General features: G+C 69.6%; 9 protein-coding genes and 1 other RNA gene. 8 read left to right on the top strand and 2 right to left on the bottom strand.

Translation table 11 applies throughout. The features are described 5' to 3' along the window. Window positions 1-256: 256 nt before the first annotated feature. Window positions 257-883 carry a helix-turn-helix transcriptional regulator gene (locus tag FJ091_20005; protein ID MBM4385638.1) on the bottom strand — a complete coding sequence of 209 codons (627 nt, stop codon included), beginning with the start codon at window positions 881-883 and terminating at the stop codon, window positions 257-259. Between the two features lie 394 nt (window positions 884-1,277). Here FJ091_20005 and FJ091_20000 point away from each other — a divergent pair, with 394 nt between their 5' ends. The 5 genes from FJ091_20000 to FJ091_19980 all read left to right on the top strand — a co-directional run bounded on the left by FJ091_20000 (window position 1,278) and on the right by FJ091_19980 (window position 8,895). Continuing rightward, the gene (locus FJ091_20000; GenBank protein ID MBM4385637.1) at window positions 1,278-2,270 is read left to right on the top strand and encodes a 3'(2'),5'-bisphosphate nucleotidase; all 993 of its coding nucleotides are present in this window, start codon (window positions 1,278-1,280) and stop codon (window positions 2,268-2,270) included. Window positions 2,271-2,383: 113 nt separating this feature from the next. Beyond that, window positions 2,384-3,562, top strand: coding sequence for a hypothetical protein (locus FJ091_19995; GenBank protein MBM4385636.1), 1,179 nt, complete (start codon window positions 2,384-2,386; stop codon window positions 3,560-3,562). A gap of 58 nt (window positions 3,563-3,620) precedes the next feature. Then, a complete protein-coding gene (locus FJ091_19990) occupies window positions 3,621-5,687 on the top strand; it encodes a sulfotransferase (GenBank protein ID MBM4385635.1) in 2,067 nt (688 codons plus the stop codon). 11 nt (window positions 5,688-5,698) lie between these two features. After that, entirely contained in the window at window positions 5,699-8,137 is a 2,439-nt protein-coding gene (locus tag FJ091_19985; protein ID MBM4385634.1) for a TonB-dependent receptor, read from the top strand. A gap of 56 nt (window positions 8,138-8,193) precedes the next feature. Next, a complete protein-coding gene (locus FJ091_19980; protein MBM4385633.1) occupies window positions 8,194-8,895 on the top strand; it encodes a hypothetical protein in 702 nt (233 codons plus the stop codon). 223 nt (window positions 8,896-9,118) lie between these two features. Here the strand turns inward: FJ091_19980 and rnpB are convergent. Then, an RNA gene (gene rnpB, locus FJ091_19975) (RNase P RNA component class A) lies at window positions 9,119-9,545 on the bottom strand. A gap of 373 nt (window positions 9,546-9,918) precedes the next feature. On the opposite strand from rnpB, the gene FJ091_19970 reads away from it, so the two are divergent. From FJ091_19970 to FJ091_19960, 3 genes are all read left to right on the top strand, one after another. After that, complete coding sequence (locus FJ091_19970; GenBank protein MBM4385632.1) at window positions 9,919-10,512, top strand: transcriptional regulator; 594 nt, start codon at window positions 9,919-9,921, stop codon at window positions 10,510-10,512. An 11-nt stretch (window positions 10,513-10,523) separates the two neighbouring features. Beyond that, window positions 10,524-11,639 carry an acyl-CoA dehydrogenase family protein gene (locus FJ091_19965; GenBank protein ID MBM4385631.1) on the top strand — a complete coding sequence of 372 codons (1,116 nt, stop codon included), beginning with the start codon at window positions 10,524-10,526 and terminating at the stop codon, window positions 11,637-11,639. A gap of 54 nt (window positions 11,640-11,693) precedes the next feature. Then, window positions 11,694-12,641, top strand: a 948-nt coding sequence (locus FJ091_19960; protein ID MBM4385630.1) for an acyl-CoA dehydrogenase, incomplete at its 3' end; no start/stop codon positions are given.

The raw sequence follows: 12,641 nt of genomic DNA, 5'->3' as shown, positions 1-12,641 counted from the left end.
CCCGCGCAGGTGGCGGCGTTGGTCACCCGCTAGCGCCGGGCGAAGGACTCCTCGTGCTGGCCTCGCGCAGCGCCGACGGCGGGACGGGCGATGCGCACGGGATGCGCAAACGCGCGGACAAGCCGCGAGCGCGACAGGCCATCTTCTACCCAGCGGAGCAGCAGCACCAGCATTTTCAGCAGGCACACAGTGGTTTCTGTGTGGCGCGCGCCGGATGCGGCGTGGCGACATCTCGCTGCTCGCATCCGGGCCTCGCTCATGCGTGCACCGCGTCGAGCACGAGCCGGATCGTGGCTTCGATCAGCTCGGGCGAATCCGGGTAGGCCGAGTCGCGCATGTAGGCGCGCGCCGAGTAGTGCGACTGCAGCTGGCCGATCACGTCCGCGACCGAGGCGATGTCGAGATCGCGCTTGAACTCGCCGCTCGCGACGCCGCGCTCGAGCACGCGCGCGAGTGACTCGCGGTGCGCGCCGACGCGGTCGCGACCGACCGCGCGGACCCGATCGAGCTGAAGCGCGCCGTCTTCGCGGATCAGCGCAGGCAGCAGCGGGTGGCTCCGGCAGAATGCGACCGAGCGGCGGAACATGCCCGCAAGCGTCTCGCCGGCGGACTCGCGCGCGTCGTTCGCGGGCGCCATCGCCCGCACCCAGTCCGCGATGATCTCCTGCACCACGACTTCGAACAGGTGCTCTTTGCCGCGGAAGAACTGGTAGAGCAGCCCGTTCGAGACGCCGGCGCGGGCCGCGATCGCAGGCACCGTGGCGCCCGCGAAGCCCGCCTCGCCGAAGCACGCCCGCGCCGCCTCGAGAATCCGCGCGCGCCGCTCGCCGCTCCTTTCGCGGCGCGATGGCTTCGCTTCGGGCTGAAGGGGGGTGGCGAGCATTCTGCGGGGGGTGGCCTTCCTGAATCCCCTCTACCAGGGATTCATTGAACGGATCAACCAAAAAGTTCACGTTCGACGAAAAAAGGGGGCTCAGCGGAGGCCCCTACCTAGGACTGGCCCACGACCCCGCTGTCCATCCGCGCCTTCGACCCCGGGCACCACGACTGCGAGGCCGAGGACGCCTTCACGGGCCGCTGCTGGAGAGGAACGCGCGATCGGCGGCGCGAGAACGCGCTCGGGCTACCGCGGTTGGTGTCACGCCAGCGTCAGACGCGACCGCGTCGTTCTCGCAGCGTCGCGGATGCGGCGTCGGATGCGGGGCCCCCCGGATTCGCCGGGCGAACACCGCACGGGTTGCCTACAACCCGCGCCGCAATCGCGGGGTGAAGTGACGATGGCGGGGCGGTACGAGTCGGAGCTGTGCTCGGCGCTGGAGGCGGTGCGAGGCGCTGCCCGCGTTTGCCGCGCGGTGCAGGAGCGGCTGATCACGCGCGACACGCTCGAGAAGCGCGACAAGAGCCCCGTCACGGTCGCGGACTTCGCTTCGCAGGCGATCGTGTGCCGGCACCTCGAGGGCGCGTTTCCGGCCGACGCGGTCGTCGGCGAAGAGGGCAGCGCGGAGCTCCGCACGCCCGAGAACGCCGCGCTGCTCGCGTCGGTGGTCGGCGCGGTGGCCGGCGAAGCGGGCAGCGCGCCCGATGCGTCGCGCGTGCTGGGCTGGATCGATCGCGGCGGCGCGGATGCGAAGGCGGCGCGCTACTGGACGCTCGACCCGATCGACGGCACGAAGGGCTTCCTGCGCCGCGAGCAGTACGCCGTGGCGCTCGGCTTGATCGAGGGCGGCGAAGTCGTCGCGGGCGTGCTCGGCTGCCCGAATCTCGAGGACGGCGCGGGCGGCACCGGCGTGCTGTTCGCCGCAGTCCGCGGCCAAGGCACGCGCGTGTTTCCGCTCTGGCGCGGCGGCGAAGCGGACGGCCGCGGCGTGCGCGCGCCCGCGATCGCGAGCAGCGCAGGGGCGCGCTTGTGCGAGTCGGTCGAGGCGGAGCACAGCGACCAGAGCGAGTCCGCGAAGATCGCGGCGAAGCTCGGCATCACGGCGCCTCCGCTGCGCATGGACAGCCAGTGCAAGTACGGGGCGATCGCACGCGGCGACGCCTCGATCTATCTCCGCATGCCCACCCGCGCCGACTACCGCGAGAAGATCTGGGATCACGCCGCCGGCAAGCTCGTGGTCGAAGAGGCCGGCGGAGTTGTTACGGACGTCGCGGGCAAAGCCCTCGACTTCCGCCACGGCCGCACGCTCGCGCAGAACACCGGCGTGGTCGCGACCGTCGGCGACATCCACGAGCGCGTGATCGCCGTGATTCGCGAGGTGCGGGGCAGGTGACCGCAAGGTCGCGCGCCGGCGCGACCGCGCAGCGAGGCGAAGCCGAGCGGAGATCGAACAGTGGCCTCGGAGTACGAGACTTTGAGCAACGCGTTCGCGCGCCCGGTCGCGAGATGACCACCGGCGCGCCTCCGGGCGACGCCAACTCGTCGCCGGCGCCGCAGCGCCGCCGGCGGCGCGCGCAAGAGACGCTCTCGTTCACCGAGCGCGAGTTCTATCAGCGCGAGTTTCGGGATCGCACGATCGCGATCGCGGTGCCTGCGGGCGCCGCAACCGCGCCGCTCGTGCCCGCGCTGCAAGAGCTCGCGGCGTGCAACGCGAACGCGGTGCTCGTCGCGCCGCTGCGCACGAATCTCGGCGAGATCGGCGTCGCGCCGGTGCTGCGCGCCAGCTCGCCGCGCTTCGAGGGCAACGCGTGGCGCGTGCTGCGCGTGCAGCCGTGGGTCGGCGTCGCGGTCGCGCAGCGCCACGACTTCGGCGACGCCGTGCGCGAGATCGCGACGCGCCTCGGCGTGTTCAAGCTCGTGTGGCTCGACGCGCGCGGCGGCTTTCGCAACCGGCACGGGGTGCGGCTCTCGTTCGTGCACCGCGCCGAGCTGCGCCAGCTGCTCGCGAATCCCGCGCGCAGCCTGCCGCACGACGCCGACCGCGTGGCGCTGCTGCGCGAAGTCGGCGACATGCTCGAAGCCGGGGTCGCGAACATCAACGTGTGCGCGCCCGAAGCGCTCGCCGACGAGCTCTTCACCTACGCCGGCAGCGGCACGCTCTTCACGCGCAAGCGGTACATGAAGGTGCGCGCGCTCGGCGTCGACGACTTCGACGCGGCGGACGACCTGATTCGCCGCGGCGTGAGCGAGGGCTTCCTGCTCAACCGCAACGACGCCGCGGTCGACGCGGTGCTGGCGCACGGCTTCGGCGCCTTCGTCGAGGACCGTCACCTCGCGGGCATCGGCGCACTCCTGCCGGGCGGCGACGGCGTCAGCGGCGAGATCGCATCGCTCTACGCGCTCACGCGCTTCCTCGGCGAAGGCGTGGGCGTCTCGCTCGTGCAGTTCGGCGTCGCCGAAGCGCGCCGGCTCGGGCTCACCTACGTGTTCGCGTGCACGACGAGCGAACGCGTCGGGCAGTTCTTTGCGCGGCAAGGCTTCCGCGAAGTTCCGCAGGATCAGACGCCGGATCGCCGTTGGCTCGGGTACGACCCGGAGCGGCGCATGCAGGTGCGCTGCTTCCGCATGGAGCTGAGCGCGCCTGCAGCTGCGCGCGCCGAAGATGTGGACGAGGCGTCCGCGTGACCGCGGGTCGCCGAGATTGCGGCGCGACGCGGTGCGCTGCGGGTAAGATCGCGCGAGAATGTCCGCGAGCCCTGAACCGCACGGCACGCTCGAAGTCGCGCTCGATCACGCGCGCCAGCTGATGAAGAGCGATCTCGCGTCCGCCGCGGAGCAGGCCGCCGAGATCTTGCGCGTGGTTCCGCAGCAGCCGCAGGCGGAGCTGATCCTCGCCTGCGCGCGTCGCGGCCTCGGCGACGCGAAGGGCGCGCTCGAAGTGTTGGGTCCGCTGACGGATCGGGAGCCGCGCCTCGCCGCCGCACACTACGAGCACGGCCTCGCGCTCGGGATGGCCGGGCAGGGCGAGGCCGCGGTGCGCGCGCTTGAGTGCGCGGTGGCGCTCGACCCGCGCATCACGGACGCGTGGCGCGCGCTCGGTGATCACCGAAGCGCGCTCGGCGACGATGCGGGCGCCGACGCCGCGTACATGAAGCACGTGCAGGCCGCGACGCGCGATCCGCGCCTGCTCGAAGCCGCGGCGGCGCTCGTCGAGAACAAGCTCCCCGTCGCCGAGATGCTGCTGCGCGAGCACCTGAAGCGCCGCCCCACCGACATGCCCGCGATCCGCATGTTCGCCGAGGTGGCGTCGCGGCTCTCGCGCTACGGCGACGCCGAGAAGCTGCTCACGCGCTGTCTCGAGCTCGCGCCGAGCTTCACGCAGGCGCGCATGAACCTCGCGTTCGTGCTGAATCGCGCGGGCAAGCCCGCCGAGGCGCTCGCGCAGGTCGAGCACTTGTTGCGGAGCGACCGGCGCAATCCCGCGTACCGCAACCTCAAGGCCGGCATTCTCGCGCGGCTCGGCGAAGCGGACGCGGCGGCCGATCTCTACGCGGGCGTGCTCGCCGAGTACGACGGCCACCCGAAGATGTGGATGAGCTACGGCCATGCGCTCAAGACCGCGGGCCGCCAGCAGGACGCGATCGCCGCCTACCGGCGCGCCGTCTCGATCGCGCCGGATCTCGGCGAGGTGTGGTTCAGCCTCGCGAACCTGAAGACGGTGCGATTCGGTGCGGAAGACGTCGCCGCGATGGAGCGCGAAGCGGCGCGCGCGGAGCTCGGCATCGAAGACCGGCTCCACCTGGATTTCGCGCTGGGCAAGGCGTACGAGGATGCGCGGCAGTTCGAGCTGGCCTTCGAGCACTACGAGAGAGGCAATGCGCTGCGCCGCACGCTGATCCGCTACGACGCGCGCGAGACGACCGCGCTGGTCAAGCGCTCGAAGCAGTTCTTCACGCTCGAGCTCTTCGACGAGCTCGCGGGCGTGGGCTGCCCCGCGCCGGATCCGATCTTCATCGTGGGTCTGCCGCGCGCGGGCTCGACGCTGCTCGAGCAGATCCTCGCGAGCCATCCGCTCGTCGAGGGCACGCAGGAGCTACCGGACATCATCCAGATGGCGCGCGAGCTCGGCGGCAAGCGCTCGCACGCGGGCACGTCGAAGTATCCGGAGATTCTCGAGGATCTAGAGCCCGATGCGCTGCGCGAGCTGGGCGAGCGTTACCTGCGCCAGACGCGCGTTCAGCGCAAGACCGACCGGCCCTTCTTCATCGACAAGATGCCCAACAACTGGGCGCACGTGGGCTTCATCCAGCTGATCCTGCCGAACGCGAAGATCGTCGACGCGCGCAGGCATCCGCTCGCGTGCTGCTTCAGCGGATTCAAGCAGCACTTCGCGCGCGGCCAGCACTTCACGTACAGCCTCGAAGACATCGGCCGCTACTACCGCGACTACGTGGAGTGGATGGCGCACGTCGATCAGGTCTTGCCGGGGCGCGTTCATCGCGTCATCTATGAGCGGATGGTGGACGAGTTCGAGCCTGAGGTGCGCAGGCTGCTCGATGCGTGCGCGCTTCCATTCGACGCGCGCTGCCTGCGCTTCCACGAGACGGAGCGCGCCGTGCGCACCGCCAGCTCCGAGCAAGTGCGCCGCCCGATCTACAGCGAAGGCAAGGATCAGTGGCGGAACTTCGCCGAGTACTTGGGGCCGCTCGAGCGCACGCTCGGCCCCGTGCTCTCCGCTTACCCCGCGACGCCGTACGACGGCTTCGGTGTGCGGCTGACGACTCGACTCAACGAATGGAGAAACCGATGACGCGAGCACGAATGCGAAAACTCCAGCGCGAGCTTGCCAAGCGGAAGCGCAACCTCGCGGCGTTCGGGTCCTTCGCCGCCGCGATGGCGTTCGCGGCGCCGTCGAAGGCGCAAGAAGAAGCGGCGGCGCCCGCCGCGACCGAGCCGGCTGCCGGCGAGGGCTACCTCGAAGAGATCATCGTGACCTCGCAGAAGCGCAGCGAGAACGTGCAGGACGTGCCGATCTCGATCACGGCGCTCGGCACGCAGGAACTCGAGGACATGCGCGTCGACGACTTCGACGACTACGCGAAGCTGCTGCCCAGCCTGTCTTTCACGACGAGCGGGCCGGGCTTCTCGCGCGTCTTCTTCCGCGGCGTGTCGAGCGGCGACAACGGGAATCACTCGGGCTCGCAGCCGACCGTCGGCCAATACCTCGATGAACAGCCGATCACCACGATCCAGGGCGCCCTAGACGTTCACGTTTACGACATCGAGCGCGTCGAGGCGCTCGCGGGACCGCAGGGCACGCTCTACGGCGCGAGCTCGCAGTCGGGCACGATTCGCATCATCACGAACAAACCTGATCCGGGTGAGTTCGCGGCCTCGTACGGGATCGAGGGCAACCTGACCGGCGACGAGCCGGGCTACGTGGCCGAGGGCATGGTGAACGTGCCGATCGGCGAGAAGGCGGCGATCCGGCTCGTCGGCTGGGCGAAGCACGAAGGCGGCTACATCGACAACGTGTTCGGAACGCGCACCTATCCGACGGCCGGATACACGATCGACAACGACTCGTTCGTCGAGAAGGACTACAACGACGTCGACACGTATGGCGGCCGCGTCGCGCTGCGCGTCGACCTCAACGACAGCTGGACGGTGACGCCCACCATCATCGGCCAGCTGACCAAGGGCAACGGCGGCTTCAACTACGCCCCGAGCGTCGGCAAGCGAGAGACTGTCCGCTTCCGGCCGGAAAACGGCCGCGACGGTTGGATGCAGGCGGCGATGACGGTCGAGGGGTCGATCGCCAATCTCGATGTCACGTACGCGGGCGCGTTCCTGCTACGCAACGACGACACCAACGTGGACTACTCGGATTACTCGTACTTTTACGATCTGGTCGGCTACTACCTCTACGACTCGAGCGGAACGTTCCTGATCGATCCAACCCAGTACACCAAGGGCAAGGACCGCTACCGCCGCCACAGCCACGAAATCCGCATCGCGACGCCGCAGGACAACCGCCTGCGCTTCATCGGCGGCTTCTTCTTCCAGCGCCAGCAGCACCGCATCGAGCAGCGCTACGTGGTCGATGATCTCGACTTGACCGACTACGAGGTCACGGGCTGGGATGACACTATCTGGCTCACCGAGCAGAAGCGTGTCGACCGGGACTACGCGCTGTTCGGCGAAGGCAGCTTCGACGTGGTGCCCGACCGGCTGATCTTCACCGGTGGCATTCGTCTGTTCCGCTATCAGAACTCGCTGAAGGGGTACTTCGGCTTCGCGGACGATTACAGCGGCAGCGGGCGGAGCGGCGAAACGCTGTGCAGCTTCCAGAACGGCGACCCGCGCTTCGACACTTCGAGCTGGGTGCCGTTCAAGAGCATCGGCACCGCGCCGTGCACGAATCTCGACCAGGTGGTCAAGAAGAACGACTACACGCCGAAGGTCAATCTCACCTACCGGATCGACGACGACAAAATCGTCTACGCGACGTGGTCGAAGGGTTTCCGGCCCGGCGGCGTGAACCGCAACGGACAGTTCCCACCCTACAAGCCGGACTTCCTCACCAACTACGAGGGTGGTGTGAAGACGTCGTGGTTCGACAACCGCGTGCGTGTGAATGCCGCGTTCTTCTGGCAGAAGTGGAAGGACTTCCAGTTCTCATATCTCGGCCCAAACGGACTCACGATTCTCACGAACGCGGGCGGCGCGAGGATCTGGGGAGTCGAGGCGGACTTCGACTGGGCGGTGAACGACGCGCTGTTGCTCTCTGGCGGCGTCACGATTCTCGACGCAGAGCTCACCCAGCACTTCTGCAAGGACATCACGGCAGTCGCGCCATTGCCCACCAATTGCTCGGGCGTCGACTTCGCGGCGCGAGGCACGACGCTTCCGATCGTGCCGGACTACAAGCTCAACCTGACCGCGCGGTACAACTTCGACCTCGGTCGCTTCGGCGCATACGCACAGGCGTCCGGCGTTTTCCAGGGATCAACGCGCTCGGCGCTGATCCCCGCGGAGCAGACCGTTCTCGGCGGCCGCAACCGCGACTACGAGCTGTTCGACCTTTCGCTCGGCATCGAAGACGAGAATTGGCACGCCGAGATCTATCTCGAGAACGTGGCCGACAAGAGCGTTGACTACAACCGCTCGACGCAGTGCGACTTCAAGACGTGCACGCAGGAGTACATCACGACCAACACGCCGCGCACGGTCGGCATCAAGTTCGGGCAGAAGTTCTGACCAGCGCGCGCTGCGCGCCGCGGCGAGACCCGTGGCGCGCAGCGCGCAGGCCGTGCGTGCGGCTGCTCGCCGCGACGGTGTTCGTCGCGCTGTCGGCGAGCGCCGCGGCGATGAGCGTCGACGAGTTGGTTGCGGCGCTCGAACGCGAAGTGGCTGCCGCGCCGTCGGCGTGGGTGCGAGCCGACTTCGAGCAGCTCGCCCGCACGCACTCCTTTCGCGCCGACGCCGCGACACTCCAGCAGTACCTGCGCGTGAAGCTCGTGTTCGAGGCGGTGCGCGAGGCCGGTTGGTGGCGCATCGCGTGGGACGTGACCGATCGCGAGCCGCGCTCGGATGCGATCTGGAGCGCGTGGAAGCGTGCGCAGCCGTCGTCGCTCGCGACCGCGACCGCGGAGTGCGACGAGAGCAGCGCGCTCGCGGCGTTCTTGCTGCGCCGACTCGGCGTGCGCTCGGTCGGCCTGCTCTGGCCGATGTCGAACCACACGGTCGCAGTGTGGAAGGTTGCGCGCGAGCGCGGCGGCGAAGCGCGCGTCGTGCTGCCGACCTCGCAGATCTTCCTCGCGCCCACGACGGCCTCGGCACGCGCGCCTTCGATACCTCCGTGCAGCGCACCATCTACGACTACACGCGCCGCGATGCCCTCGGTACCGACGCGATCGCGGCCGCGCTCGGTGCGCAGTTCCTCGAGCGCGTTCGCGCTTACGCCGGCGCAGCCGATGCCACACAGCGCCAGCTACGGGTGCTGCGAGCGCGACTGATGGCGCGAGAGCCGGCCGCACCGATCGAGGCCGAGCGAGCGCGTCTCGCGCGCGAGCTCGAAGCGCAGCGTGCTCCCTCCGCAGATCTGCGCGCCGTAGAGGCTTTCGCGAAGGAGCTGCGCGAGCTCGCGCGATAGCGCGCCGAGCCGCGAGGCTGCGGTGCGACAGCGCCGCCAGCTGCAAGCCCTCCCGGCAAACGCTGGCGCGCTTCGCGCGCAGCGTTTGCCGGGGGTGGACGGTAAGCCGGGTTCTGTTCCCGCCTCGGTTGCCCTCGGCGGGTGGAGACCATTTCTCTAGGCGGCGCATTGCTGCGCCGCTCGAGCGCCCTCACCCGGACACTGGCGCCCTCTCGGACGCGGGAGCGAGCCACTCCGCGCAGCGCCCCTATTCGAGCTTGCTCCGGAAGGGGTTTGCCCCGCCGCCGGTCACCCGGCGACGCGTGAGCTCTTACCTCACGATTTCACCCTTGCCTGTGCCTCCCCCGCGCTCGCTCACCGCGCGCGCGGGATCGTCGGCCATCGGCGGTGTGTTTCTGCGGCACTTTCCCTCGGGTCGCCCCGGGTCGCCGTTAACGACCTTCCTGCTCTGTGGAGCCCGGACTTTCCTCCCGCGGACGGTGTTTGCCCGCCGGCGATCTCCTGTCCACCCCCGGCCTTCGCAACGTAGGTGCGAAGGCGGGGCTTGGGAACCTGCCGGCGAGTCGCCTGGGAGGGGCGGGGAACGAATCGGCGAGTGTCTCGGGGGTGCGGATGCAACTGGCGACGCTGTGCGTTGCAGCTGATCCGTGGTTCGTGGCGACGTCGTCTCGAGGCGGGGTTGGCAAGGTCATCGATATCCAGTAGATACTCTTCCGATAGCAAAGCGGATATCTCGTAGAGAATCCGACGGAGCCCGCAGGCCGTCGCGCAGCGCGCGAGCAACCCGCTCGCAGCGCCGGCCGGCCGCCTCCGCGATTCCGCGCCCCGCGGCGATCTTCGATCCCGTCGGCGCGCGCTCGAGTGGCTCGGCGACAAGTGGACGCTCGTGATCGTGCGCCACCTCTTGCTCGCGCCGTGCGGCTTTCAGGAGCTGCGTCGCCGCACCGGCATCGCGCCGCGCGTGCTCTCCGCACGGCTGCGTCAGCTGCAGGAAGACGGCCTCGTCGCGCGCGAAGACGGCGAGCGCGACGTCTACTCCGCGACCGACAGCGCGCACGACCTCGCGCCGGTGATCTCCGCGCTCTCGCGCTGGTACGTGCTGCACGCGACGAGCGACCTCGAGCTCGATCTCGAACGCTTCAACGAGATGTCGGCGCAGTCGATCATGGAGGCCCTGCCGTTCTTGCTGCGGGAAGAACGCGCGGCCGGCGTGACGCTCGTGTTCGAGGTGCGCCTCACCGGCGATGGCGGCGGCGTGTGGACCGTCGCGATCGAAGACGGCGCCTGCCGCGTGACGCAGGGCTTCGCGCCAAGCGCGGACGTGCAGTACACGGCCGACGCGCGCGTGTGGTGCGCGGTCGCGCTCGGCTTTCTCGATCCGCGCGACGCCCGCAAGCGGGGGCTGCTCGTGAAGCAGGGCGGCCGCGATGCGCTCGACCATTTCTTTCACCAGATCGCGAGGCCCACCGCCTCGAGCTGAAGGAGCGACACATGATCTCGTTCGGACCGACGGAAGAGCAGGAGCTCGTCCGAAACACGTTGAGAGATTTCGCCGCGCAGGTGCTGCGCCCGGCGGCGCGCGCTGCGGACGAAGCGAGCGAGCTGCCCGCGGGCTTCCTCGATCAGGTGTGGGAGCTCGGGCTCACCGCGACGCAGCTGCCGAGCGCAGTCGGGGGCGGCGGCGAGGCGCGCGCGCCGATCACCAACGCGCTGATCCTCGAAGAGCTCGCGCACGGCGACGCCGCGCTCGCGGTGGCTGCTGCGGCGCCGAGCGCGTTCGCCTTCGCGATCGCCGATCACGGCACCGCAGACCAGAAGCAGCGTCTGCTGCCGCGCTTCTGCGGACCGAAGTTCGCCGCGGGCGCGGTCGCGTGGATCGAGCCGTCGCCGGTGTTCGACCCGCTCGCGCTCGCGACGGTCGCCGAGCAGAAGGGCGACAAGTTCGTGCTCTCGGGCAAGAAGCGCTTCGTCGTGATGGGAGACCGCGCGGAGGAGTTGCTCGTCGTCGCGCGCAACACCAGCGCAGCGAAGTCCGGCTTCACCGCGCTCGAGGCGTTCATCGTGCCGCGCACGGCGGCAGGCGTCGCGATCGGCGAGCGCGAGAAGCTGCTCGGGATGAAGGCGCTGCCGGCGGTGTCGCTCACGCTCGACAAGGTCGAGCTCCCCGCCGCTTCTCGCCTCGGTGGCGAGCGCGGCTGCGACGCGCGCCGCCTGCTCGCGAGCGGGCGCGCGGCGAGCGCGGCGCTGCTCACCGGCCTCTCGCGCGCGGTGATGGAGTACGCGATCCCGTACGCGAAGGACCGCCACGCCTTCGGCGAGGCGATCGCGCAGAAGCAGGCGATCGCGTTCACGCTCGCCGACATGCGCATCGAGACGGACGCGATGCGTTTCCTCGGCTGGAAGGCGGCGAGCGCGCTCGAGCGCGGCGTCGACGCGACGCGCGAGGCGGCGCAGGCGTTCGCCTACGACGCGGAGAAGGCGGTGAAGATCGCCGACGAGGGCGTACAGGTGCTCGGCGGCCACGGCTTCATCCGCGAGCACCCCGTCGAGATGTGGTACCGGCACGCGCGCACGCTGTCGGTGCTCGACACGGTGGCCGCGCTCTAGCCCGTAACAACTGCGAGCGGAGCGCTGCGGCGCCCGCGGGATCGGAGAACGGACATGATCGACTTCACGCTCAGCGAACGCGACCAACGCGTGCTCGACTACGTGCGCTCGGAATCGCTCGTCGCGCGCAAGTACGCGCGGCACTACGACGAGAACGAGCAAGAGTTTCCGCCCGACGCGCTGCCCGAGGCGAACGACTTCCCCGGCGTGTTCTCGCTGATGGGGAAGCAGGGCCCCGGCGACACGGGTCCCGTCTCGCTCGGCTTGCTGATTGCGGCCGCGCAAACCTGGGGCGACTACTCCGTGCGCATGCGCCGCGGCGGTGGCGGCGGCCTCGGCAACGCCGCGCTCTCGGCGAGCGGAACCGCGGAGCAGAAGCAGCGCTGGGGCGGGATGCTGCTCGCGATGGCGATCACCGAGCCCGGCTGCGGCTCGGACCCTTCGCTCGTGCAGACCAGCGCCGTGCTCGACGAGAAGACGAACGAGTGGGTGCTGAACGGCGAGAAGATCTTCGTGACGACGGGCTGCCGCGCGGAAGGCGCCGTGGTGTGGGCCACGCTCGACCGCAAGGCGGGCCGCGCGGGCATCAAGTCGTTCCTCGTGCCGAAGACGGCGCCGGGCTTCATCGTGGCGCACAAGGAGAAGAAGCTCGGCATCCGCGCCGACGACACCGCGGCCTACGTGTTCAAGGACTGCCGCATCCCGCGCGACCACTTGTTAGGCGGTCGTGAGGAGATTCCGAAGGGCGAGAGCGGCGGCTTCCGCGACGTGATGAAGACCTTCAACATGACGCGACCCGCGACGGCGGCCTTCGGCCTCGGCATCGCGCGCGCAGCGCTCGACTTCACGCGCGAGCAGCTCGAAGCCGCGGGCGCCGACCTCGCGTACGGCGCGGGCCTTCACGGCAAGAGCGCGGCGGCGGATCGCTTCCACCGGCTCGAGGCGCTGCACGAGGCCGCGATGCTCACGGTGCTGCACGCGTCGTGGATGTCGGAGAACGGC

Source organism: Deltaproteobacteria bacterium (assembly GCA_016875395.1).
Lineage (GTDB): Bacteria > Myxococcota_A > UBA9160 > UBA9160 > UBA6930 > VGRF01.
This window is presented reverse-complemented; position numbering and strand designations above follow the sequence as displayed.